The organism is Mycobacterium sp. NGS63, from assembly GCF_059812295.1.
The window spans coordinates 425764-449336 of sequence record NZ_JCALCJ010000006.1; the positions used below are offsets into that span (position 1 = coordinate 425764).

24 protein-coding genes are annotated in these 23573 nt (G+C 69.2%); 17 read left to right on the forward strand and 7 right to left on the reverse strand.

The annotated features are described in order from the left end of the window. Window positions 1-14: 14 nt before the first annotated feature. Both AC5Y4Z_RS18275 and AC5Y4Z_RS18280 read right to left on the reverse strand, forming a co-directional pair. On the reverse strand, window positions 15-1565 hold the full coding sequence (locus AC5Y4Z_RS18275; protein ID WP_499965897.1) for a nitric oxide reductase activation protein NorD: 1551 nt from the start codon (window positions 1563-1565) through the stop codon (window positions 15-17). A gap of 169 nt (window positions 1566-1734) precedes the next feature. Then, window positions 1735-2382 (reverse strand): hypothetical protein, encoded by a 648-nt coding sequence (locus AC5Y4Z_RS18280; RefSeq protein WP_499965976.1) that lies wholly within the window; start codon window positions 2380-2382, stop codon window positions 1735-1737. Between the two features lie 300 nt (window positions 2383-2682). On the opposite strand from AC5Y4Z_RS18280, the gene AC5Y4Z_RS18285 reads away from it, so the two are divergent. Then, window positions 2683-3786, forward strand: a complete 1104-nt coding sequence (locus tag AC5Y4Z_RS18285) for an NAD(P)H-dependent amine dehydrogenase family protein (protein WP_499965898.1) — start codon at window positions 2683-2685, stop codon at window positions 3784-3786. Here the strand turns inward: AC5Y4Z_RS18285 and AC5Y4Z_RS18290 are convergent. Continuing rightward, a complete protein-coding gene (locus tag AC5Y4Z_RS18290) occupies window positions 3783-4319 on the reverse strand; it encodes a TetR/AcrR family transcriptional regulator (RefSeq protein WP_499965900.1) in 537 nt (178 codons plus the stop codon). The two genes, AC5Y4Z_RS18285 and AC5Y4Z_RS18290, sit on opposite strands and share 4 nt — an antisense overlap. A gap of 230 nt (window positions 4320-4549) precedes the next feature. Between AC5Y4Z_RS18290 and AC5Y4Z_RS18295 the strand changes: the two genes are divergently transcribed. From AC5Y4Z_RS18295 to AC5Y4Z_RS18305, 3 genes are read left to right on the forward strand one after another with little or no spacing between them, the layout of a single operon-like run. Continuing rightward, window positions 4550-5338 (forward strand): SDR family NAD(P)-dependent oxidoreductase, encoded by a 789-nt coding sequence (locus AC5Y4Z_RS18295; protein WP_499965902.1) that lies wholly within the window; start codon window positions 4550-4552, stop codon window positions 5336-5338. A 27-nt stretch (window positions 5339-5365) separates the two neighbouring features. After that, on the forward strand, window positions 5366-6448 hold the full coding sequence (locus AC5Y4Z_RS18300) for an NAD(P)H-dependent amine dehydrogenase family protein (protein ID WP_499965903.1): 1083 nt from the start codon (window positions 5366-5368) through the stop codon (window positions 6446-6448). 20 nt (window positions 6449-6468) lie between these two features. Continuing rightward, window positions 6469-7263 (forward strand): mycofactocin-coupled SDR family oxidoreductase, encoded by a 795-nt coding sequence (locus AC5Y4Z_RS18305; protein WP_499965977.1) that lies wholly within the window; start codon window positions 6469-6471, stop codon window positions 7261-7263. A 4-nt stretch (window positions 7264-7267) separates the two neighbouring features. On the opposite strand, the gene AC5Y4Z_RS18310 is transcribed toward AC5Y4Z_RS18305, so the two are convergent. Next, window positions 7268-7894, reverse strand: a complete 627-nt coding sequence (locus AC5Y4Z_RS18310) for a TetR/AcrR family transcriptional regulator (protein ID WP_499965905.1) — start codon at window positions 7892-7894, stop codon at window positions 7268-7270. A 92-nt stretch (window positions 7895-7986) separates the two neighbouring features. Here AC5Y4Z_RS18310 and AC5Y4Z_RS18315 point away from each other — a divergent pair, with 92 nt between their 5' ends. Both AC5Y4Z_RS18315 and AC5Y4Z_RS18320 read left to right on the forward strand, forming a co-directional pair. Next, window positions 7987-9207: a cytochrome P450 gene (locus AC5Y4Z_RS18315; RefSeq protein WP_499965906.1), complete on the forward strand. Its 1221-nt coding sequence runs from the start codon at window positions 7987-7989 to the stop codon at window positions 9205-9207. Continuing rightward, window positions 9204-10175, forward strand: coding sequence for an SDR family NAD(P)-dependent oxidoreductase (locus AC5Y4Z_RS18320; RefSeq protein WP_499965907.1), 972 nt, complete (start codon window positions 9204-9206; stop codon window positions 10173-10175). The genes AC5Y4Z_RS18315 and AC5Y4Z_RS18320 overlap by 4 nt, the downstream gene beginning before the upstream one ends. Here the strand turns inward: AC5Y4Z_RS18320 and AC5Y4Z_RS18325 are convergent. Next, entirely contained in the window at window positions 10165-10854 is a 690-nt protein-coding gene (locus AC5Y4Z_RS18325) for a hypothetical protein (protein WP_499965908.1), read from the reverse strand. The two genes, AC5Y4Z_RS18320 and AC5Y4Z_RS18325, sit on opposite strands and share 11 nt — an antisense overlap. A gap of 81 nt (window positions 10855-10935) precedes the next feature. On the opposite strand from AC5Y4Z_RS18325, the gene AC5Y4Z_RS18330 reads away from it, so the two are divergent. From AC5Y4Z_RS18330 to AC5Y4Z_RS18345, 4 genes are read left to right on the forward strand one after another with little or no spacing between them, the layout of a single operon-like run. After that, window positions 10936-12441 (forward strand): carboxylesterase/lipase family protein, encoded by a 1506-nt coding sequence (locus AC5Y4Z_RS18330; RefSeq protein ID WP_499965909.1) that lies wholly within the window; start codon window positions 10936-10938, stop codon window positions 12439-12441. A gap of 18 nt (window positions 12442-12459) precedes the next feature. Then, the gene (locus AC5Y4Z_RS18335; protein ID WP_499965911.1) at window positions 12460-14457 is read left to right on the forward strand and encodes a DUF7064 domain-containing protein; all 1998 of its coding nucleotides are present in this window, start codon (window positions 12460-12462) and stop codon (window positions 14455-14457) included. Beyond that, a complete protein-coding gene (locus tag AC5Y4Z_RS18340) occupies window positions 14433-14945 on the forward strand; it encodes a gluconokinase (RefSeq protein WP_499965913.1) in 513 nt (170 codons plus the stop codon). Before AC5Y4Z_RS18335 ends, AC5Y4Z_RS18340 begins: the two co-directional genes overlap by 25 nt. Continuing rightward, window positions 14945-15289 (forward strand): DUF2784 domain-containing protein, encoded by a 345-nt coding sequence (locus AC5Y4Z_RS18345; protein WP_499965914.1) that lies wholly within the window; start codon window positions 14945-14947, stop codon window positions 15287-15289. Before AC5Y4Z_RS18340 ends, AC5Y4Z_RS18345 begins: the two co-directional genes overlap by 1 nt. A gap of 50 nt (window positions 15290-15339) precedes the next feature. Here the strand turns inward: AC5Y4Z_RS18345 and AC5Y4Z_RS18350 are convergent, their stop codons facing one another. After that, window positions 15340-16416 (reverse strand): DoxX family protein, encoded by a 1077-nt coding sequence (locus tag AC5Y4Z_RS18350; protein ID WP_499965916.1) that lies wholly within the window; start codon window positions 16414-16416, stop codon window positions 15340-15342. A gap of 158 nt (window positions 16417-16574) precedes the next feature. On the opposite strand from AC5Y4Z_RS18350, the gene pncA reads away from it, so the two are divergent. Beyond that, a complete protein-coding gene (gene pncA, locus AC5Y4Z_RS18355) occupies window positions 16575-17135 on the forward strand; it encodes a pyrazinamidase PncA (RefSeq protein ID WP_499965917.1) in 561 nt (186 codons plus the stop codon). Then, window positions 17135-17935: a ketosteroid isomerase family protein gene (locus AC5Y4Z_RS18360; protein WP_499965919.1), complete on the forward strand. Its 801-nt coding sequence runs from the start codon at window positions 17135-17137 to the stop codon at window positions 17933-17935. The genes pncA and AC5Y4Z_RS18360 overlap by 1 nt, the downstream gene beginning before the upstream one ends. Here the strand turns inward: AC5Y4Z_RS18360 and AC5Y4Z_RS18365 are convergent, their stop codons facing one another. Beyond that, window positions 17936-18289 (reverse strand): DoxX family protein, encoded by a 354-nt coding sequence (locus tag AC5Y4Z_RS18365; protein WP_499965978.1) that lies wholly within the window; start codon window positions 18287-18289, stop codon window positions 17936-17938. 178 nt (window positions 18290-18467) lie between these two features. Here AC5Y4Z_RS18365 and AC5Y4Z_RS18370 point away from each other — a divergent pair, with 178 nt between their 5' ends. From AC5Y4Z_RS18370 to AC5Y4Z_RS18390, 5 genes are read left to right on the forward strand one after another with little or no spacing between them, the layout of a single operon-like run. Continuing rightward, window positions 18468-19388, forward strand: coding sequence for a sigma-70 family RNA polymerase sigma factor (locus AC5Y4Z_RS18370; RefSeq protein ID WP_499965921.1), 921 nt, complete (start codon window positions 18468-18470; stop codon window positions 19386-19388). Then, entirely contained in the window at window positions 19378-20700 is a 1323-nt protein-coding gene (locus tag AC5Y4Z_RS18375) for an ABC transporter substrate-binding protein (RefSeq protein ID WP_499965923.1), read from the forward strand. Before AC5Y4Z_RS18370 ends, AC5Y4Z_RS18375 begins: the two co-directional genes overlap by 11 nt. After that, a complete protein-coding gene (locus AC5Y4Z_RS18380) occupies window positions 20697-21629 on the forward strand; it encodes a carbohydrate ABC transporter permease (protein WP_499965924.1) in 933 nt (310 codons plus the stop codon). Before AC5Y4Z_RS18375 ends, AC5Y4Z_RS18380 begins: the two co-directional genes overlap by 4 nt. Further along, window positions 21616-22458 (forward strand): carbohydrate ABC transporter permease, encoded by an 843-nt coding sequence (locus AC5Y4Z_RS18385; RefSeq protein WP_499965925.1) that lies wholly within the window; start codon window positions 21616-21618, stop codon window positions 22456-22458. Before AC5Y4Z_RS18380 ends, AC5Y4Z_RS18385 begins: the two co-directional genes overlap by 14 nt. A 2-nt stretch (window positions 22459-22460) precedes the next feature. Next, on the forward strand, window positions 22461-23528 hold the full coding sequence (locus tag AC5Y4Z_RS18390; protein WP_499965926.1) for an ABC transporter ATP-binding protein: 1068 nt from the start codon (window positions 22461-22463) through the stop codon (window positions 23526-23528). Window positions 23529-23573: the final 45 nt, after the last annotated feature.

The window sequence follows — 23573 nt, forward strand, 5'->3', positions numbered from 1 at the left end:
TCGGGTGCTGGGGTTCATGCCGCGACGAGTTCACGATGGACGTGGGCCAGCACCCGCGGCAGGTCCTCCACCCGCCGGATGCGTTGCGACCGGCGCGGGCCGAACACGTCCGGCAGGGGATCGACGCGGGTCGGCCCCACGCCCACGTAGTAGATCGACACGCCCGCGTCGTTGGCCTCCTCGACCGCGTGCGCGGTGTCCGCCCAGGCGTACCGGCCCTCGTATCCCTCGTCGGAGATCAGGCCGTCGCCGATGACGATCAGCAGGCGCCGCTCGGAGCGCTGGGCCAGCAGGCGGCCGGTCAAATGGCGAAGTGGCGCACCGAGTCTGGTGTATCCGCCGGTGTGCAGGCCCAGGCCGCTGGGCGGCACGAATCGGCGGTCCTCGAAGTCCTTGAGGCAGTGCACCTCCACGCGGTGACGGGTGTTGCCGGTGAAGACGAACACGCCGTGCCGTTCACGCGCCAGCGTCATGGCGCGGGAAAGCGCATCGGCACAGGCCAATTCCAGCTGGAAGATCCGGCCGCCGTGCACCCCCAGCGAGGAACTGCCGTCGAGCAGCACGGCGGTGGCGACGTCGCGGCCGCCGGGTAGCAGTTCGCGGAAGATGCGCGGCGCGCCGGCCTCGCGGGGCTCGCCGGTCGACAGGTCGATGTAGTGGTTGACGTATTGGTCGACGTCGAGGTCGGAGCCGTCCTCGCGGCGGTTGGTCATGGCGCGGTGGGTGTGTTCCTCGAACCACTTGCGCACGTCGACGGTGACCGGTCCCGGGCGCTGGAGGCGGCGGGCGTGGGCTCGCTCGAGGACGGCGACATGATCGGGCAGGAAGCGTTTCGTCCACATGTTCCATTCGGGGTAGGGGATCCCGGGGCGGTTGTTCGGGGTGACGTCGAGGTCGTCGTCCTGCGGCCTGCTGGGCGGCGGCAGGTTCGGGTTGCGGATGCCGCCGTCGCCGCCGGCGGGAACGGAATACGGTTGCGGCGCCCGCTTTTGCGTCGAGGTCCAGGGCATCCGGCCGAAGCGGCGCCGCAGGCTGTCGGCCAGCCCCTGCGGCGTGGTGTATGCCGACGGCAGCGCGCCCAGCAGCGGGTGGACCGTCAGCGCTTGCTTCGTGCCGGCCAGCGAGATCGCCATGTCCAGCATCGCCGGGGCGTCCAGGTCGGCGGGTTCGGCCCGCAGGTCCGGCAGCACGCGCCGCAGCTCGGGCAGCAGGCCCGGCCAACGCTGCGCGACCCAACCGAGGGCGACGCCGGCCTCGACCAAGGTGAGCGCCGACAGCTCACGGGCGGACAGCTCGTTCAGCCGGTATTCGGTGACGCGTTCCTTCGACGGCGAACATTGCAGCGCCACACCGCATGTCAGCGTTCGACGCGTCCAGTCGGGCTTTGCCGAATAGGGGGCGGGATAGGGCACGTGGACGAACGTCAGCTTCGCGTTCAACCCGAACGCGCGGCGATCGCCGGTGACCAGTCGCGCGCCCTCGCGGCGGTTGTCGCTCAGCGCGACCGCCGTGACGGCGCAACCGCGTTCGAGCGCGATCGCGCCGGCATCCGAGTAGTCAGCCACGGCCACCGCTTTAGAACGTGCCGATGTTCGAGAACAGCCAATACCAGAACCAGATGATCAGCCCGGTGCCACCCCACGCGGCGACGTAACGCAGGATCTCCCAGACATAGTCCACGATCCGACCTCCTTGATCTGTGCTGCGAGCCGATTGACGTGTGGTCCCCGCGCGTCAATCGGAGAAGATTTCGCGGTTGACACTGTGTAGGTACGGGATGGCCAAAAACGGGGTGATGTAGAAGATGTCGTAGAGCCACCAGCCGACGACCGGTAACACGACACCCGCGTAGCGCACGTCGGCGAACATGGTCATGTTGAACACGTAGCCGATCCAGATCACCACGCCCATCCAGCAGGTGATCACCATCCACTGATGGCCCCAGCGCTTCATCTGCAGAAAGCCGATCGCCGCCGCGATCCGCATCGTGAAGACGGTGAGGATCAGCCCGACCTCCCAGGCCTTCTCGCCGGGACCCGCGGCGCCGCCCAGCCACAGCTCGTTGTAGTGCCAGAAGTAGCCGGCGTCGAACATGTTTCCCCAGCCGTTGAGCAAGACGCGGGCCAGCAGGGTGTGGTTGGCCACCAGGTCGAGCGCCCACCCGACCGTGTTGATCGCGGCGTCGATGATCACCAGGTAGCCGATCAGCGTGACGAGCATCGGCCGCACCGAGAGCCCCTCGCGCTGCGCGCGGCGCAGCAACCACACGCCGCGCAGGAACAGCGGCAGGCCGAAGACACCCAGGGCGGCGGTGCCGATCAGCAGGCTCCCGCAGATCAGCCATTTGTCCGCCTGGCGCTGCGCGACCGCCGACCGTTCCATGTGCTCGTCCAGCGCGACATGCCCCTGCTGCGCCTGCGCCAGGTTCACGAATCCTCCTCGCCGTAGAGGCCGGCAGATCAACCGTCAGATCACCATAACAAACTGACTATAGTCATCGTAAGATCCGGAGCACGGTGGCTTTCGCGCGGTATTCCCATGCTGCGTTGTGTTCCGTGGGCGAACCGGACGCGACGTGCTGCTTCGTGTCACTGACGGTAGTCAGCCTACTTCCGTTGACACCGACTCGGCGCCGGGCCTACTCTGGGCGAGCGCTCAGCCACTGAAAGCCAAGGAGTCGCAATGGCTTTGCAATCGTCCAGCGACCGCACCTATCGCGTTATCCAATGGGGCATGGGCAATGTCGGATCGGTGGCGCTTCGCCACTTCATCGGGAGCCCGGCATTCGCGGTGGTCGGCGTGCTCTGCAATCGCCCGGAAAAGGTGGGCAAGGACGCCGGCGAGCTCGTCGGCACCGGACCGATCGGCGTGCTCGCCACCACCGACAAGGCGGCCATCGAGGCGCTGGACGCCGATTGCGTGTTCTACGCGCCGCTTTGGTCCGATCCCGACGAGGTCTGCCGGCTGCTGCGCGGCGGCAAGAACGTCGTCGCATCGGGCGGCGCCTGGTGGTATCGGACCGAGCACAGCCAGGCGGACATCGACAAGATCGACGCCGCGTGCCGCGAGGGCGGCACGTCGTTTCACGCCGGCGGCATCAACCCGGGATTCGCCGGGGACCTGCTCGTCCTGACGCTCGCGCGCATCGTGAGCCGGATCGACACCATTCATATCTACGAGGTGGTGAACTTCGGCCGCGACACCCTGAAGTACCTGTTCGAGATGGGAATGGGCAGCGACCCCGCCGGATTCGAGGACGGCCCAAACCTGTTGGGGCAGGCCTGGCCGTTGTTCGCGCAGTCGATGGCGATGGTGGCGGAGGGACTGGGAAAGACGGTCGACAAATACACGACCGAGGTGGAGCTGGGGTCAGCCACGCGCGACATCCCCTTCGAGGGCGGGGAGACCAGCGACATGCCGGGCTTCAAGGGCGTGATCAAGAAGGGCACGGTCGCTCGCCAGCACCACAAGTGGACGGCGTGGGCCGACGGCAGGCCGCTCATCGTCTTTCACGAGATCTACACGATGGACAGCTTCGATGCCATTGAGCCGCAGGAGGATTGGCCCCAGCGCTACCACTACCGCATCGTGATCGAGGGCGATTCGTCCACCGAGTTGATCCTGCAGGGGGCGCAGGACCCCGATGGCGGCTATGCGCTGCCCGGCTACACCTGGACCGCGATGGGCCCGGCGAACACGGTTCCGGCCGTGTGCGACGCCGCGCCCGGTTTCCTCACCCACAAGGAGCTCGGGCTGGTGGGTCTGCGTGGCCTCGTGCGCCCCTAGGGCTGCAGGCTGCGCAGCGTCCGGGTGACGTAGTCCTCCAGCAGCGCGTGGCCGGTCGGCCAGTGGTTCGTGGTGATCAGCAGGGCGTAGAGGCCCAGCAAGAAGAACACCGCGCTGTTCATGGGATTGACGCGCGCGTCCGTCTCGCCGCGTTCTTGAGCGAGCGCGATCTCCTGGGCGACCAGGACGATCAACGGGTGGTCCCTGCCGTCTTCGGTGGGCGGGCGGGTCTGCGAGAAGTGCAGCGCCAGAAAGTCATTGAACAGCCGGTCGCCCAAGCGGCGTTCCAATCCGATCACCAGCCGGACGGCCTCGTTCAGCGCGGCGGCGAGATTGTGCTCTGACTTGAGGAATTGGGCGAACTGCTTGGCGATGCGGTCCTCTTCCCGGCGCTCGAGCTCCAGCAGGACGTGCTCCTTGGTCGGGAAGTGGAAGAAGAAGGTCCCGTGGGCCACCCCCGCGGCGGCCACGATGGTGCCGACGTCGGCCTCGGCCATGCCGGCCCTGGCGAACTCCGCGATCGCGGCGCCCATCAATCGCTCTTTGGTCTGCAAGCGCTTCGCCTCGCGCGCAGAGAGCCTGTCCGTCACAGCTACTTCTTTCCTTTAGGGTTGACCCAACTCATCCAGCTGCTCCGAGGGTAACTCAATCATGGTGATATGACCGAATAAAGCGGCTCAACGACCGATATTCATTGACTTTAGTCAGGCAATCTTCGTAGATTGAACGGCGCACACCTCACCGATGGTCGAAGGGGCCCGACATGGCATTGGAGCAGTTCCGGCTGGACGGACAGGTCGCGATCGTCACAGGGGCCGGGCGCGGTGTCGGGGCGGGCATCGCACGGGTGCTGGCCGAGGCCGGCGCGACGGTGGTCGGCACCGCGCGCACCGAGTCCGAGATCGCAGGCTCGATCAAGGGCATCGAAGACGCCGGCGGCAAGGGGCTGGCGCTCGTCGCCGACGCGATGAGCCGCTCGGACGGCGAGCGCGTGGTGAACACGGCCATGGAGCGCTTCGGCCGCATCGACATTCTCGTCAACAACGTCGGCGGCTCCACGTACGCGAGGTTTCTGGACATCACCGACGAAGACTTTCGCCACACCTTCGACTGGTGTGTGACTTCGGCCTTCATCATGAGCCAGCTCGCCGCGCCACACATGCTGGACGCCGGGCGCGGTTCGATCGTCAACATCTCGTCGGGTTCGGCGCGGTTCGGCATTCGGGCCCTGACCGCGTACTGCGTCGCCAAGGGCGGTCTGGAATCGCTCACGCGCGCCATGGCACAGGAACTCGCACCGAAGATTCGCGTCAACGCGATCGCACTGGGGTCGTTCGCCACCGACGGGCTGCAGAGCAGCCTGGACCTGATGCCCGGGTCGCTGGAGAAGATGCAGGAGGCCACGCCGCTGCATCGGCTGGGCGACGTGGAGGACCTCGGACGGCTCACCGTGTATCTGTGCACGCGTGATTGTTACGCGACCAACGCGATCTTCCACGTCGACGGCGGCATAGACTCGAACAACTCGCCGTTGCCGATACCCGACTACTGAGCTGGACTCGCGAAGGAGAAGCGCGCGGTGCGCAAAGTCGTTCAATTCTCGACGGGCAACGTCGGCCGGCATTCGTTGCGGGCCATCATCGGACGGCCGGATTTGGAGCTCGTCGGTGTGCACGCGGCCAGCGCCGACAAGGTCGGTCGGGACGCGGCCGAGTTGTGCGGGCTGGACGAACCGACCGGCATCGTCGCCACCGACGACGTCGACGCCCTGGTGGGCCTCGGCGCCGACTGCGTCGTCTACACCTCGCAGGGCGAGACCCGGCCGATGGAGGCCATCGAGCAGATGGCCGCCTTCCTCGCGGCCGGAACCAACGTCGTCGGCACCTCGATGGTCTGGCTGGTCACCCCGCACCACGCCGAGGACTGGCTGCGGGCGCCGTTGCAGCGCGCCTGCGAGGAGGGCAACACCTCGCTCTACGTCAACGGCATCGACCCGGGCTTCTCCGGCGATACGCTGGTGCACTCCGCGGTGAGCCTGACCACCCGGGTCTCGTCGATCACCGTGCAAGAGATTTTCGACTACGGAAACTACGACGACGCGGAGTTCACCGGCGCCGCAATGGGTTTCGGATCCACTGAGGGTGACGAGTCGCCGATGATGTTCCTGCCCGGGGTCATCGTGTCGATGTGGGGCGGCCAGGTCCGCAGCCTGGCGGACAACCTCGACATCAAACTCGACGAGGTGCGCCAGCGCGTCGAACCCTGGTACACGCCCGAACGCATCGAGTGCACGATGATGACGGTGGAGCCGGGGCAGATGGCCGCGGTGCGCTTCGCCACCGAGGGCGTCCGCGATGGCCAGCCCGTGATCACCCTCGAGCACGTGACACGGCTGACGACCGCCGCGGCGCCCGACTGGGAGTTCCCGCCCGACGGTCATACCGGCGTGCACCGCGTCGTCGTGGAGGGCGAACCGCGCGTCGAGATCAACACCCACGTATCCCACCCGGTCTTCGATTCCACTGACGCCGGATGCATTTCGACGGCGGGGCGGGTCGTCAACGCGATCGACTGGGTGTGCCGCGCGCCCACAGGTCTGATCGCGGTGGAGGACATTCCCCTGTCGGCGACGATGCGCGGCCTCATGTGGACTGAGCGGTGACGGCGTCGTCGCCGGGGCGGGTGGCCGGCAAGCGCGTCCTCGTCACCGGGGCGGCCCGCGGTCTGGGGCGTAGCCATGCGGTGCGGCTCGCGCAGGAGGGGGCCGACCTCATCCTGGTCGACATCTGCCAGTCCCTGCCGCAGATCGACTATCCCTTGGCGACCGAGGAAGACCTCAACGAGACCGTACGGCTGGTTATCGAGTTGGGCCGTCGCTGCGTGAGCCGCATCGTCGACGTTCGTGACGACGTGGAATTGCGCGCGGCCGTTGATGACGGCGTCCGCGAGTTGGGCGGTCTGGACGGAGCGGTGGCCAATGCCGGCGTCCTGACGTCGGCGCCGTGGGATAGAACCACGCTCGATCAGTGGCGGACGGTGGTCGACATCGATCTCATCGGAGTGTGGAATACCTGCGCGGCCGCGATACCGCACCTGCTCGAACGGGGAGGCGGCAGTCTCGTCACCATCAGTTCTGCGGGCGCCGTGAAAGGCTTTCCGCTACAGACGCCTTACACCGCCGCGAAGTATGGTGTCGTGGGTCTGACTTTGGGACTGGCCAACGAACTGGCCGCCCAGAATGTGCGGGTGAATGCTGTGCTTCCCACCGGCTGCCACACCGGCATGATCCCCCCGTCGTTCGGCGTGGCCCTGGGGGAGGAACGGCCGGACCTGATTCCGATCTTCGTCAACGCGATGCCGACGCCCGCCGTCGAGCCCGCCGACATCAGCAACGCGGTGCTGTTCCTCATTTCCGATGAGTCCAGGTGGGTCACGGGGCTGCAGTTCAAGGTCGACGCCGGGGTGACGATCAACTAGACCGCTACACGCGCCAGGTGCTCGGTTCGGAAATCCGAAGCGGCGGCGCCGGGGGGAGCGGTCGTCCGTCGACGATCGATATCGCGTCGACGATGAGGGCGACGTAGCGCCGCCACCCATCGCTATCTGAATCCATCGTCGCCAGCACGCTGTAGAGCATCGCGATGAGGCGCGGCACGTCGTCCACGACCAGGTCGGCCCGCACGCGGCCCGCGCGCTGGCCCTCGCGGACCAGGTCGTCGAGCGCCTCGTTGAGTGACACCGAGATATCGAACGTCAGCGCCCCGGCCCGGTGCGCGGCGGTCAGCAGGTTGTGTTCGCGCGCACCGAGCGAGATCGCCGCCTCGATCAGTTGCGCGAGCCCGCGCAGCGGGTCGTCGCTGCGGCGGGCCGCTTCGATCGCGGGCGTGAGATCCTCGGCGATGCTGTGGTCCAGGGCGGCCCGCACCAAATCGGCCTTCGCCGGAAACCGGCGATAGAGGGTTCGTTCGCCGACCCCCGCGCGGCGGGCGACGGCCTCGACGGGCGCGTCCGGCCCCAGTTCGCCATAGACATCGCGCGCCGCGCGCAGAATGCGGTCGACGTTGCGGGCCGCGTCCGCGCGCAGCCGGCGGTCTTCAACCGCTGTCATCGTCCCAGCCTAACTGACGGTTGACTGCCAACAGGCGCTGCTCTACGCTACATAACTGGCAGACATATGACACTTAATCGGAAAAGCTGGTTATGTCAACATCTTTGGAATCCTCCGAAACGGCCGAGGCCGAACTTCCCGTGCTGCCCGTCCCGCGGCCCGCCCGCTGCCCGCTGGCGCCGCCACCGGAATTCGCGGACTGGCGCGCCGAGCCCGGGCTGCGGCGGGCGATGTTCGGTAGCAACCCGATCTGGGTGGTGAGCCGGTACGAAGACATCAGGGCGGCGCTGGTCGATCCGCGCTTGTCCGCGAAGACGATTCCCGACGCCATCATGCCCACCGACGCCGACAATAAGGTGCCGGTGATGTTCGCGCGCGCCGACGATCCCGAGCATCACCGACTGCGGCGAATGATGACCAGTAACTTCACCTTCCGGCGCTGCGAATCGATGCGCCCGCACATTCAGGAGATGGTCGACCACTACCTCGGCCAGATGATCGACCATGGCGCACCGGCCGATCTGGTGCGCGAATTCGCCTTGCCGGTGCCGTCCATGGTGATCGCGCTGCTGCTCGGTGTGCCGCCCGAGGACCTCGAACTGTTCCAGTTCAACACCACGAGGGGCCTCGACCAGAGGTCCACCGACGAGGAGCGGGGCCAGGCCTTCGGGGCCATGTACGCCTACATCGAGGAGTTGGTGCAGCGCAAGGAACGCGAACCCGGCGACGACCTGATCAGCCGCCTGGTCACCGAATATGTGGCCACGGGCCAGCTCGACCACGCCACGACGGCCATGAACAGCGTGATCATGATGCAGGCCGGCCACGAAACGACCGCCAACATGATCTCGTTGGGAACCGTTGCGCTGCTGCAACATCCGGACGTGTTCGCTCGGCTCGGACAGACCGACGATCCCACCTACGTCGCGAACGTCGTCGAAGAGCTGATGCGCTACCTGTCCATCGTGCACAGCCAGGTCGATCGCGTGGCGTCCGAGGATGTGGTGATCGGCGGCCAGCTGGTCCGTGCCGGGGAGTTCGTCATGATGAACCTCCTCGCCGGGAACTTCGACCCTCAATTCATCGACGATCCCGAAGCCTTCCACCCCGGCCGAAACCCGCGCGGGCACTTGGGCTTCGGATACGGAGTGCATCAGTGCATCGGGGCGAACCTGGCCCGCGTCGAGATGCAGGTGGCGTTCGCCACGCTGGCGCGCCGCCTGCCCGACCTCAAACTGGCGGTGGCGCCGGAGGAACTGAGGTTCAAAGACGCCAACATCTATGGCATGAAGGAACTTCCGGTCAGCTGGTGAGCGCCGTGGAACTTCGCTTCGACGACCAGGTCGCCGTGATCACCGGGGCGGGAGGCGGTCTGGGCAGGCAGTACGCCCTGCTGCTCGCGGCACGCGGCGCGCGCGTCGTGGTCAACGACGTCGGGGGCTCGGTGACGGGCGGCGGATCCGACGCCGCGGCGGCCGGCTCCGTCGTCGACGAGATCCGCCAAGCCGGTGGGCAGGCCGTCGCCGACGCCCACAGCGTGACGACACCCGAAGGCGGACAGGCGATCATCGATGCCGCCCTGCGCGCCTGGGGGCGGGTGGACATCGTGATCAACAACGCCGGCATCGTCGGCGACGCGCCCTTCGAGGACATGACCGCCGAGCGGCTCGGGCCTCTCGTCGACGTGCATCTCAACGGCGCGTTCTACGTGACCCGCCCGGCGTGGGCGGTGATGCGCGAGCGGCGCTACGGCCGGATACTCAACACCTGCTCGGCGGCGGGAATCCTTGGCGCCGAACGGATGAGCAACTACGGGGCGGCCAAGACCGGGTTGATCGGTCTCACCCGCGTGCTCGCCGCCGAAGGGGCCGCCCACGACATCAAGGTCAACGCCATCGCCCCGATCGCCCACACCCGGATGTTGACGCACTCGATCGACGGGGCCGGCGCACCGGACGATCCCGCGGCGCAAGCGGTCATGAACGACCTGGTCGGCCAATACCTGCGGAAGCTGGACCCGGCGCTGGTGGCCCCGGTCGCGGCCTTCCTCACCCATCGGGATTGCCCGGTGTCCGGGGAGATTTACACGGCGGGCGCCGGCCACGTCGCGCGCTTCTTCATCGGCCGGACCAAGGGCTGCTACCGCCCGGGACTGTCGATCGAGGACGTGCGCGACCACCTCGATGAGATCCGCGACGAGGTCGGCTACACCGTTCCGGGTGGGCCGGGCGACGAGATGGGCGAGCTCTTCGCGAGCATCATGCCCGGCGTCAGCACCTGAACGCCGCGCCGACCCCGTCCGGCGGCGGCACCGACTTCAGGCAGCCGAACGGCTGAATGCCGGCGGGGGCGAAGCGCACCGCCGATTGGTGGGCGTAGTTGACGCAGAACAGGCCCGCCGGATCCGCGCGGCAGCGGTAGTCGCCGAACGACAGCGAATCACCGTTGGCGAGCTCGGGTCCGTTGCCGTTGATGAACGGACCCGGATCGGCGCGCGCCGACCCGACCTGCAGGTTGACCCCGTCGAAGTCGACCCAACCGCCCTTCCAGTCGCCGTAGGCGGTGTCGGGGCGGGGCGGGGGATTGGTCAGGTCCACCAGGCACGCCAGCGCGCCGCCGGTGTGCTGCGCATCGGTCATGCAGGAGATCTTTCCCGCCTGGGAGCTCAGCGCGATGTCGCCGCCGAGGGGCGTGCTGGCCCCGTCGCGCGTCACGCTGTGATAGCGCCCCGGGTCGGCGGGATGACCCGCCTCGATCCACGCGATGACGTCGGAGATCGCGGTCCCGGCCGCGGGCGCGACGGACGGCGCCGGCGGCTTGCCGCCCACCGGCCCCGTCGTCGTCGGCGAGCTCCCGGCCGACGTCGGCGAGGTGGTCTGGGGCTGCCCCGAGTTCCCCCCGCCGGTGTGCGAGCACCCGGCAGCCAGCAACGTCAGAGCGATCAGCGCGGCGATCCGCATCCCGCCAGGCTAGCCGCCACGCCGCCGGATTCGGCCCGCTACCCGCGCAGGACGGCCGGTGTGTCGGTTACCGTCACTGGTATGCATGAGCGCACCGCGCGCGCCCGCACGACCACCGGCATCGTCGAAGGTTTCACCCGCGACGGCGTCAACCGCTGGCGATCCATCCCGTACGCCCGGCCGCCGGTGGGGCACCTGCGGCTGCGCGCCCCCCAGCCGGCGCTGCCGTGGTCGGGCGTGCGGCACTGCCACGGCTTCGGCAACTGCGCGCCCCAGCAACGCCGCTACACCATGCTTGGGGTCGGCCGCTACCAGCCGACCAGCGAGGACTGCCTCACCCTCAACGTCGTCACCCCCGAGGGGGGCGCCGACGAGCCGTTGCCGGTGATGGTGTTCATCCACGGCGGCGGGTACTTCATGGGCAGCTCGGCGACCCCGCTGTACGACGGCGCCGCGCTGGCCCGCCGCGGGTGCGTGTACGTGTCGGTCAACTACCGGCTCGGCGTGCTCGGATGCGTGGATCTGTCGTCGCTGTCGACCCCCGACATCACCATCGACAGCAACCTGTACCTGCGCGACCTCGTGCTGGCGTTGCGGTGGGTCAAGGACAACATCGCCGAATTCGGCGGAGACCCGGGCAATGTCACCATCTTCGGCGAGAGCGCGGGCGCGTGCATCACCGCCACGTTGTTGACCGTGCCCGCCGCCGAGGGCCTGTTCGCCCGGGCGATCTCGGAAAGCCCCGCGTCGGGCCTGGTGCGGTCGAAGGAGGTCGCCGCCGAATTCGCGGCGCGCTTCGCCCACCTGCTCGGCGCGCGCACGCGAGACGGCGCCGCTGCCTTGATGCGGGCATCGGCGGCCGAATTGATCGACGCGCAACAACGCCTGATCGACCAGGGTATGCAGGAACGGCTGGGCGCCTTCCCAATTGGCCCGGCCACCGGCGACGACATGCTGCCGACGGATCCCATCGAGGCCATGCGGAGCGGTCACGCGCACCGGTTGCCGCTGATCGTGGGCACCAACGCTGAAGAGGGCCGATTGTTCACCCGCTTCCTCACCATGCTGCCGACCAACAAATCGATGGTCGAAGAGCTGCTGGCGGATACGGAACCGGCTGCCCGCGAACGCATTACCGCCGCCTACCCCGACTACCCCGCGCCCTCGGCGTGCATCCAGCTCGGCGGCGACTTCGCGTTCAGCTCGGCGGCCTGGCAGATCGCGGAGGCCCACGGTGTCCACGCACCCACCTACCTGTACCGGTACGACTACGCCCCCCGGACCTTGCGCTGGTCCGGGTTCGGAGCCACCCATGCCACCGAGTTGCTGGCCGTCTTCGACGTGTATCGCACCCGGTTCGGCGCGCTGCTGACCGCCGCCGCCGATCGGCGCGCCGCGCTGCGGGTCAGCAACGAGGTGCAACGGCGGTGGCGGTCGTTCAGCCGCACCGGGTCGCCGGGCGACAACTGGCCCGCCTATACCCCCGCCGACCGCGCCGTCATGGTCTTCGACCGCAAGAGCCGGGTCGAGTTCGACCCGCACCCGCACCGCCGAATCGCGTGGGACGGTTTCTCCCTTGCCCAGTGACCTGGCACGCTGACCCTCATGCACGCCGACACCGAGCAAGTCATCGAACGCCCCGGCGATCTCACCGCCGCCTGGTTGGCGGCGGCCATCGGGACCGGGCCCATCGCCGAGTTCGCCGTGGAACGCATCGGCACCGGCCAGATGAGCGAGTGCTACCGCGTCCGGCTCACCTACGCGGACGCCGACGGGGCCGGGCCCGAGTCGGTGGTGCTCAAGGTCGCCGCCTCCGATCCGGTGAGCCGGCAGACCGGGTCGGCCCTGGGTCTCTACGAGCGCGAGGTCCGCTTCTACGGCGACATCGCGCCGCGGCTGGGCGGGCCGATCGCGCCGTGCCACCACGCCGCCGTCGACGTCGCGACGGGCGTGTTCGACCTGTTGCTCGGCGACGCGGGACCGGCCCTCGTCGGTGACGAAATCGCCGGCGCCACAACTGAACAGGCCCGCATCGGCGTCGTCGAACTGGGACGCCTGCACGGCCCGCTGCTCGGCGATGCCACGCTGGCCGAGGCGCCGTGGCTCAATCGCGACGCACCGCTGAACCAGGCGATGATCGCGTCGCTGTACGCCGGCTTCGTCGACCGGTACGCCGACCAGATCGCACCGGAGCACCGGGTGGTGTGCGAACGCCTGGTGGCCTCGTTCGACGGGTACCTCGCCCAGGAGTCGGAGCCGGGCCGGATTCGGGGCCTGGTGCACGGCGACTACCGGCTGGACAACATGCTGTTCGGCACCGCCGGGGCCGACCGCGCGCTGACCGTGGTCGACTGGCAGACCGTGTCCTGGGGGCCGGCGCTGACGGACCTGGCGTACTTCCTCGGCTGCGCGCTGCGGACCGAGGACCGCCGGGAGCGCTACGACGAATTGCTGAGCGCCTACCACGAGGCGCTGGGCCCGGCGGCGCCGCTCGGCCTCGCCGACGTCGTCGAAGGTGTGCGGCACCAAAGCTTTTTCGGCGTGATGATGGCGATCGTCTCGTCGATGTTGGTGGAGCGGACCGACCGCGGCGACCGGATGTTCATGACGATGCTGGCGCGCAACTGCGACCACGTGCTCGACACCGACGCGCTGGCCATACTCCCGACCGCGGTGGCCCCGGAGCCGCTGCGACCGTCGGAGGACGACGAACTCGCCCACGCCCCGACCGCCGAACCGCTGTGGAGCGAAAGCTGGTACGCCGACTTCGCCGATGCGGCACAGGGATTGGGCGGCTGGTTCCGCATCGGCCTGATCGCCAACCAGCAGAAGGCGTTGGTGCACGCGCTGCTGTGCGGACCCGAGATGCCCACCGTCGCCATCGATGCCGAGGTGCCGCTGCCCGCCGACCCGTGGGCGTTGCGCACCGACGCCTTCGAGGTGAGCCACTCCGCGGGGGTTCCGCTGCAGACCTACCGGGTGGACGTGCGCGGGCAAGGCCAGGCCTACCCCGACCCGTCGGCCCTGTTGCGCGGCGAGCCGGGAACCCCCGTCGAGATGACGATGAACCTGGTGTGGGCCACCGACGGCACGCCGTACACCTACCGGCTGACGACGCGCTACGAAATCCCTTGCACCGTCTCGGGAACCGTGACCGTCGGGGACACCAGCTATCGGGTCGACGCGGTTCCGGGGCAGCGCGATCACTCGTGGGGCGTGCGCGACTGGTGGAGCATGGACTGGATTTGGAGCGCGCTGCACCTCGACGACGGCACCCACCTGCACGGGGTGAACATCCGCATTCCCGGGGCCCCGGAGTTCAGCATCGGCTACGCCCAGGACGCGGACGGGAACCTCACCGAGCTGGAGACCGTCGGCTCCCGGGAAGCCTTCGGCGCCAACGGGTTACCGCTGGACGCGACGCTGAGCCTGAGCCCCGGCGAGATCACCGCGGACGTGGAGCTACGCGGGCACGCGCCGGTGCGACTGACCGCCGCCGACGGGCGGGCGAGCCAGTTTCCGCGCGCCTGGGCCACCGTCCGCACCGCGGACGGGCGCAGCGGCGTCGGCTGGGTGGAATGGAACCGCCACCGCGCCGAGTAGGCGCCACGCCGCCCGTCGTCGTGATGGGCGTCTCGGGATCGGGCAAGTCGACGGTCGGGGCGGCGCTGGCGCGACGGCTGCGGGTGCCGTTCGTGGACGCCGACACCCTGCACCCGCCGGCCAACATCGCCAAGATGGCCGCAGGCGAACCGCTCACCGACGACGATCGCCATCCGTGGCTGGAGAAGGTCGGAGCCTGGCTGGCCGCCCACGGCGACGGCGGGGTGGTGAGTTGCTCCGCGCTGAAACGCGTCTACCGCGACCAGCTTCGGGGGCAGTGCCCGCGCGCGAAGTTCTTGCACCTCAGCGGTTCTGCGGAACTCATCGCCGCCCGGCTGACCGCGCGGCCAGGGCACTTCATGCCGCCCGCGCTGCTGGACTCGCAATTCGAGGCGCTGCAACCCCTCGGCGCCGACGAGGCCGGTGTCACCGTCGACGTCGGCCGGGGCGTCGACGCGATCGTCGATGCCTTCCTGGCGGGCGCGTGATGTACGCGATCGCGGTGGGGCTGATCGTGGCGTTGCACTTCGCCTTCATCGGGTACGTGGTGGCCGGCGGGTTCCTCGCGCTGCGCTGGCCGCGCACGATGTGGCTGCACGTGCCGGCGGTGATCTGGGGCGCCGCCATCGCCACGAATCGCGTGGACTGCCCGTTGACGTGGGCGGAACGCTGGGCTCGCCGCAAGGCGGGGCTGGCGCCGCTGCCGCCCGAAGGCTTCATCGACCACTACGTCAGCGGAACGCTTTACCCCTCCGGATGGTTGACGGGCGTGCAGGTCACCGGGTTCGCGCTCGTCGCGCTGTCCTGGGTGTTGTACGTCCGGCGCCACTAGGTGGTGTCGACGAGCGCCTTGGTGGGCGGCACGGCAGCCGCCAAGCGTGGCTACCAGGGACGGCGGCGGCGGGCCTTCACGCGTGTCTTGACGACCCCCTCGCCGACGCGCTCGCGGGCGGCATCGGCCAGTTGGCTGCCCCGCGCGGCGGCCTCGCTGGCGAACTCGCTGCCACGCAGCCGCGCGATCTCGGCGAACTCCGCCCCGCGGTCGCGCGCCACGTCGGCCAGCTCCTCGCCGCGCTTGCGCGCCTTTTTCGCCAGGGGCTCGCCCCGTTCGGCGGCCGTGCTGGCGAGTTCCTTGCCGCGTTTGCGTGCCTTCTTGGCCAGCGGCTCGCCCCGTTCGGCGGCGGTGCTGGCGAGTTCCTTGCCGCGTTTGCGCGCCTTCTTGGCCAGGGGCGCGCCCCGTTCCGCGGCGGTTTCGGCAAACTCGCGGCCCCGCTCCAGCGCGGCCTCGGCGTAAGGGGCGCCCCGCTCGGCCGCCGTGCTGGCCAGTTCGCGTCCGCGCTCGAGCGCGGCCTCGGCGTAGGGCGCGCCTTTCTCGGCGGCGGCGCTGGCCAGCTCGCGCCCGCGTTCGGCGCCGACGTGCAGGCCGCGCGCGATCTTTTCCCCGAGCTCACCGAAGTCGGCGTCGAAAGAATCGTCAGAGCCCGGCAGCGCCGACGACACCCGCTCGGACAGCCGTTCGGCCGCCCGGCGGCCCCGCCATCCCAGCGAGGGCTTGCCCGCCGTGTCGGCGGACGCGATCATCAGCCCTCCCAGCAGGCTGAGGTCGGTCAGAAAGTCCTTGCGCTTCTGCGCTTTGAGCTGCGGGTCGCTCTCGCTCCAGAACATGTGCGCACCGAGGTTGGCCGGCAGCACCGTCAGGGCGAGGGCCGCCGAGGCGAAACGCGGCGCTTTGCCCGTGGCGAGCAGCAAGCCGCCGCCGATCTGGACGGCCGCGGTGACTTGCGCGAATGTCTGGGGGTCGCTGGGAATGCGGCTTCCCACCGGATCCGGCAGGGCCCGAAGGCCGTCGACGGTCGGCGCCGCGGCCTCCGCCGCGGGCTTGGGATTGCGCAGTGAGTCGATGCCTTGGCCGACGAACACCGCTGACAACAGGGGCCTCGCGATTCTGCGGAACAACATGGCAGCTGGGTTACCCCGCCGACCCGCAAACAAACCGTCGGGGGATAGCGGCACCGTCGGCAGCCATTGACTCTGCGCTGACGGTGCGCCCTTCTCGCACTTTCGCGCCGTGGACGCAGAGTCAACCGGTGCGGCGGCCCCGGACTACGGTGGAGCGCGTGCGGGCGTTGATCATCGTCGACGTGCAAAACGACTTCTGCGAGGGCGGCTCGGTGCCGGTGCGCGGCGGGGCGCGCCTGGCGTCCGCCATCGACGACTACCTCGCCGGCGGGCCGGGCTACGACCACGTCGTGGCCACCGAGGATTTCCACATCGACCCGGGCGACCATTTCTCCGACCGGCCCGACTACTCGTCGTCGTGGCCGCCGCACTGCGTCGCCGGCAGCCCCGGCGCCGAGCTTCGCCCCGAACTCGACCCCACCCGGATCGAAGCCGTCTTTCGCAAGGGCGCCGACGCCGCGGCGTACAGCGGCTTCGAGGGCGCCGACGAAAACGGCACCCCGCTGCTCGACTGGTTGCGCGAGCGCGGGGTCGACCGCGTCGACGTGGTCGGCATCGCCACCGACCACTGCGTCCGGCGCACCGCCGAGGACGCGGCGCGGGCCGGCCTGGCCACCAGGGTGCTGATCGACCTCACGGCGGCCGTCGCGGCGGAGTCGGCCGAGCAAGCGCTGGCGGCGATGCGGTCGGCCGGCGTCGAGCTGGTCGGCGGCCGCTGATGGTGGTGCCGCTGGATCGCGACCGCCTGCTCGCCGCGGTGGAGCGGTCGCCGCAGGCGGCCGCCGCGCACGACCGCGCCGGATGGGTGGGCCTGTTCACCGTCGACGGCCGGGTCGAGGACCCGGTGGGATCGCGCCCGCACGTGGGGCACGCGCAGATCGGCCGCTTCTACGACACGTTCATCGGTCCGCGTGACATCACGTTCCATCGCGACCTGGACATCGTCTTTCGCACCGCCGTGTTGCGCGATCTCGAGCTCGAGGTGTCGATGGGCCCCGCGGTGACGATGCACATCCCCGCAATCCTGCGTTACGACCTCCGAGAGTCCAACGGGCACTGGCGAATCGCCCGATTGCGCGCCTACTGGGAGCTGCCGGCGATGATGCTGCAGTTCCTGCGAACCGGCCCGCGCGCGGCGCCGCCCGCATTGCAGCTGTCGCGGGGCCTGCTGGCCAATCAGGGGTGGCGGGGGACCGCCGGGTTCATGGCCGGCTTTCGGCGCGCGGGGGCGCGGCCCAAGCGGCTGGCGCAGGAGTTCCTCGGCGCCGTCGCGCGCAAGGACGGCGCCGGCGCGTTGCGGCTGCTGTCACCAACGGCCGCAATGACTTTGGGCGATGCCGACCGGGTCGACGTCGCCGAACTCGCCGAGCGGCTCGACGGGCTCGGCTGGACCAAGGTGATCGGCGCGGGCCACACGGTCGCGGTCCCGGTCAACTCCGCCCACGGGCGCGGCATCGTGTTCGCCGACGTCGCGTGGCCGGCCAACGCGATCGACCGGATCCGCTACTTTCCCGGTTGATCAGCGCACCACCACCATCAGCGCCAGCGTCGCCGCCGACAGGCCCAGGTAGGCACCGGGAAACGCGATGTTGTAGAGCACCCGCGCGCGCAGGTGCGTGACGACCGCGCCGACGAAGAACAGGACCAGCCCGGCTGCGGCCGCGATGCCCAGCGCCGGTAGGCCCAGGAGCCCGACGACCAGCCCGCCGGCCCCGGCCAGCTTCACCGCGCCCAGCGCCGGCAGCCACGAGCGCGGCACCCCGACCTCGGCCGAGTTCGCCAGGACGAACCCGGCGGGGATGAGGTCGGCCACGGCGATCCCGGCGGTGACGACGGCGGTCGCCGCCGTGATGACGACGTATGCGGCGTGCATAGTGGACATCCGCTTCAACCCCTTGTCTTCCAGCTGTTTCCGCAACGGCGAGCCGAATGGCAGCAGCGCACGTCGCGGCGCACAATCGATAGGGTCATGGTGCAGGTCTCCTTTTGCGACAGAGAGTTCGATGGATGCGCTCATCTTCTTGACGACTCCCGCGCAGGAAAGGTGACCCGTGAGCGCGCCCAAAAATCTGGTGGACCTCGCCCAGCGGTTCGACGCGGATCGTCGGCACCTGAGATCGGTGGCTTTTCGGCTGCTGGGCTCGGCGGCCGACGCCGACGACGCGGTGCAGTCGGCGTGGCTAAAGGCCAGCCGCTCGGACACCGCCGAGATCGCCAATCTCACCGGGTGGTTCACCACCATCACCGCCCGCGAGGCGATCGACCAGCTTCGGGCGCGCGCGCGCCGCGCCGAGCAGCCCCTGGCCGACCCCGACGAGCTGGACCGCCTCGCCGCGACCGCGGCCGACTCCGCGGATGAGGCCGCGCTGCTGATCGACTCGGTGAGCGACGCGATGCTCGTCGTGCTCGACCGGCTCTCACCCGAGCAGCGCGTCGCGTTCGTGCTGCACGACGTGTTCGCCGTGCCGTTCGAGGAGATCGCCAGCGTGCTGGGCAAATCGCCGGCGGCCGCGAAGAAGCTCGCCAGCCGGGCGCGCGGGCGGCTGCACGCCCGCCCGACCGCCGATCCGGACCGCGCGGCCCGGCACGTCGCGGTCGTCGAGGCCTTCCTCGCGGCGTCGCGCGGCGGCGACATCGCCACGCTGCTGGAGCTGCTGGCCCCCGGCGTGGTGCGCCGGGTCGATCCGGCGCTGGTCCCCGCCGACGTGCCGACCGAGGTGCGCGGCGCCCGCCGCGTCGCGGAGGAAACCCGCCGCTTCGCCCGGCGCGCGCGGGCCGGTGTCGTCCTTCTCATCGACGGCGCGCCCGGCGTCGTGATCGCGCCGCGCGGGCGCCCGCAAATCCTGTTGCGCATCGGCGTCGGAGCCGACGATCGCATCGACACGATCGACATCACCGGCGACCCCGACGGCCTGCGGCGGGCCGCGCTCGCGCTGCCGTCCCTGCCAACGGGGGAGCGCCATGTCCGATAGGCCGTTCCGGCGGCGGGACCTGCTGCGGGGCGGCGGGGCCCTCACGGCGGCGTCGCTGGTGCCCTGGGCCGCCGGCTGCACGCCCGACGACGACGCGTTGACGTTCTTCTTCGCGGCCAACCCGGAGGAACGCGACGCCAGGATGCGCATCGTCGACGAATTCCAGCGCCGCCACCCCGACATCAAGGTCCGGGCGGTCTTGTCGGCGCCGGGCGTGATGCAGCAGCTGTCGACGTTTTGCGCCGGCGGCCGCTGCCCGGACGTGCTGATGGCCTGGGACTTGACCTACGCCGAGCTGGCCGCCCGGGGCGTGCTGCTGGACCTCAACACCATGCTCGCCCACGATCGGGACTTCGCCGCGCAACTGGCGTCGGACGGCATCGCGCCCCTGTACGACGCCTTCACGTTCAACGGGGGCCAGTACGCGCTGCCCGAGCAGTGGTCGGGGAACTACCTGTTCTACAACAAGCGGCTCTTCGCCGACGCCGGGGTGCCCGCGCCGCCCAGCACGTGGGACCGGCCCTGGAATTGGGCCGAATTCCTCGACACCGCAACCGCTCTCACCAAGCGGGACGGGTCGGGGCGCACCACCCAGTGGGGGTTCGTCAACGTCTTCGTCTCGTACTATTCGGCCGGCCTGTTCGCCATGAACAACGGGGTGCCGTGGTCCACGCCGCTGAAAAACCCGACCCACTTCAACTTCGACCAGGACGCCTTCATCGAGGCGGTGCAGTTCTACGCCGACCTCGCCAACAAGCACCGGGTGGCGCCCAGCGCATCCGACGTGCAGTCGATGTCCACGCCCGACCTGTTCGCGTCGGGCAAGGCGGCGATTGCGCTGGGGGGTCACTGGCGCAACCAGACGTTCATCCGAGCCGAGGACCTGGATTTCGATGTCGCCCCGCTGCCCGTGGGACCGCGCCGGCAGGGGCAGCCCGCCCGCTCCAACATCGGTTCCACGGGGCTGGCCATCTCGTCGAGCAGCCAACGCAAGGAGCAGGCATGGGAATTCGTGAAATTCGCGACCGGCCCCGTCGGGCAGGCACTGATCGCTGAATCCAGTCTCTTCGTGCCGGTGCTGCGGTCCGCGCTCGGATCCACCGGATTCGCCACCGCCCACCACCGGGTGGACAACCTCGCCGTGCTCACCGACGGGCCCGCGCACTCGGACGGGTTGCCGGTCACCCCGGCATGGGAGAAGATCGTCGCACTGATGGACCGCAACTTCGGACCGGTGCTGCGCGGATCCCGCCCGGCGACGTCGCTGACCGCGATGTCGCCCGCCATCGACGAGGTGCTGCGCAGCCCATGACATCGATTGCCCGGCAACGGACCAAGGGATCCGGCCCATCGCGGCGACGAGCGCGGGCCGGGCGCCTGTTCGTCGCCCCCAACCTGGCCGCGGTCGCGGTGTTCATGCTCTTTCCGCTCGGATTCTCGCTGTACATGAGTTTTCAGCAGTGGGATGTCTTCCGGCCGCCGAAGTTCGTGGGCCTGACGAACTTCCGGGAGCTGTTCACCTCCGACCCGCTGTTTCTCATCGCCATCCGCAACACGGTCATCTTCACCGTCGGCACGGTCGTGCCGACCATCGTCATCAGCCTCGTCGTGGCGGGCGCGCTGAACCGGAAGGTCAAGGGAATCGGTGTATTTCGCACCATCGTCTTTTTGCCCCTGGCCATCTCGTCGGTGGTGATGGCGGTCGTGTGGCAATTCGTGTTCAACACCGACAACGGGCTGCTCAACATCATGCTCGGCTGGGTCGGGATCGGCCCCGTCCCGTGGCTGGTGGACCCCCGCTGGGCGATGATCTCGCTGTGCATCGTCAGCGTGTGGCGCAGCGTGCCGTTCGCCACCGTCATCCTGCTGGCCGCGATGCAGGGCGTGCCGGAAAGCGTCTACGAGGCGGCCAGAATCGACGGTGCCGGCGAGATACGGCAGTTCGCGTTCATCACGGTGCCGCTGATCAAAGGGGCCATGTCGTTCGTCGCGGTCATCTCGATCATCCACGCGTTCCAGGCGTTCGACCTCGTCTATGTCCTCAACGGCGCCAACGGCGGGCCCGAAACCGCCACCTATGTGCTGGGCATCATGCTGTTCCAGCACGCGTTTTCCTTTCTGGAATTCGGCTACGCGTCGGCGCTGGCCTGGGTGATGTTCGCCATCTTGCTGGTGTTGACCGTGGTGCAGTTGCGCCTGACCCGGCAGCGGTCGTTGGAGGCTTCGCATGGGGTCGGCTGAGCGGGTGTTCACGCGCAACGTCTTTCGCGCGGTCGCGGTCTACACCACGCTGCTCGCCATAGCGTGGTGCTGGCTGTTCCCGATCGCCTGGGCCGTGTCGGGCTCCCTGAAGCGGGAGGGCGAGGTGAGCCAGCCGACGCTGCTGCCGGCCCACCCGCGGTGGTCCAACTACACCGACGTCTTCACGCTGATGCCGTTCGGGCGCATGTTCTTCAACACCGTGTTGTACGCCGGCTGCGTCACCGCGGGACAGGTCTTCTTCTGCTCGCTGGCCGGGTATGCGTTCGCGCGACTGCACTTTCGCGGCCGCGACACGCTGTTCGTGTTGTATCTGGGCACCCTGATGGTGCCGCTGACCGTCACCGTGATCCCGCAGTTCATCCTGATGCGACTGGCGGGCTGGGTCGACACGCCCTGGGCGATGATCGTGCCGGGCCTGTTCGGCAGCGCCTTCGGCACCTATCTCATGCGGCAGTTCTTCCGAACGCTCCCTGCCGATCTCGAGGAGGCGGCGATCCTGGACGGCTGCTCGCCGTGGCAGATCTACTGGCGCATCCTGCTGCCGCACGCCCGCCCGGCGGTCATGGTGCTGGCGGTGCTCACCTGGGTCAACGTGTGGAACGACTTCCTGTGGCCGCTGCTGATGCTGCAGCGCAACAGCCTGGCGACGCTGACGCTGGGGCTGGTGCGGCTGCGGGGCGAATACGTCGCCCGGTGGCCGATCATCATGGCGGCCTCGATGCTGATCATGGTGCCGCTCGTCGTCATCTACGCCGTCGCCCAGCGCTCCTTCGTCCGCGGCATCGCGGTGACCGGAATGAACGGATAGCCATGGCCTCGGTGAGCTTCGAACGGGCGACGCGGCGCTATCCGGGATCGGACCGGCCGGCCCTGGACGGCCTCGACCTGGACGTGGGGGACGGCGAATTCGTCGTGCTGGTGGGGCCGTCGGGATGCGGCAAGACGACCTCGCTGCGGATGGTGGCCGGCCTGGAGACGCTGGACTCCGGGCGCATCCGCATCGGCGACCGCGACGTCACCGACGTCGATCCCAAGGACCGCGACGTCGCGATGGTGTTCCAGAACTACGCGCTCTACCCGCACATGTCGGTGGCCCAGAACATGGGCTTCGCACTGAAGATCGCCAAGACTCCCAAGGCCGAGATCCGCGAGCGGGTGCTGGGGGCGGCCAAACTGCTTGACCTGCAGCCCTATCTGGACCGCAAGCCCAAAGACCTGTCCGGCGGGCAGCGCCAGCGGGTCGCGATGGGCCGCGCGATCGTGCGCCGCCCGCAGGTGTTCCTGATGGACGAGCCGCTGTCGAACCTCGACGCCAAGCTGCGGGTGCAGACCCGCAACCAGATCGCCGCGCTGCAACGGCGTCTCGGTACCACCACGGTCTACGTCACCCATGATCAGGTGGAGGCCATGACCATGGGTGACCGCGTCGCCGTGCTGTGCGACGGCGTGCTGCAGCAGTTCGCGAACCCCCGCGAGCTTTACCGCAATCCCGCCAACGTGTTCGTCGCGGGGTTCATCGGATCACCGGCGATGAACCTGTTCACGCTGCCGGTGGTGGACTGTTCGGTGTCGCTGGGGGATTGGCCGATCCCGCTGCCGCGGGAAATCGGCAGTGCGGCGGGTGAAATCGTCGTCGGGGTGCGCCCCGAGCACTTCGAGCTGGGCGGACTCGGCGTCGAGATGGAGGTCGACGTGGTCGAGGAGCTGGGCGCCGACGCGTACCTGTACGGCCGAATCACCGGCTCCGGCAAGGTGATCGAACAGCCGATCGTGGCCCGCGCCGACGGCCGTCACCTACCGGAGAAGGGCAGCCGCGTGCGCCTGCGCCCCGAAGCCGGGCACCTGCACTTCTTCGGCACCGACGGCCGCCGAATCTAGTTGCGCGAGCAGACGCAAAAGCCCCCGCACGCCCGGCGTGTCGGG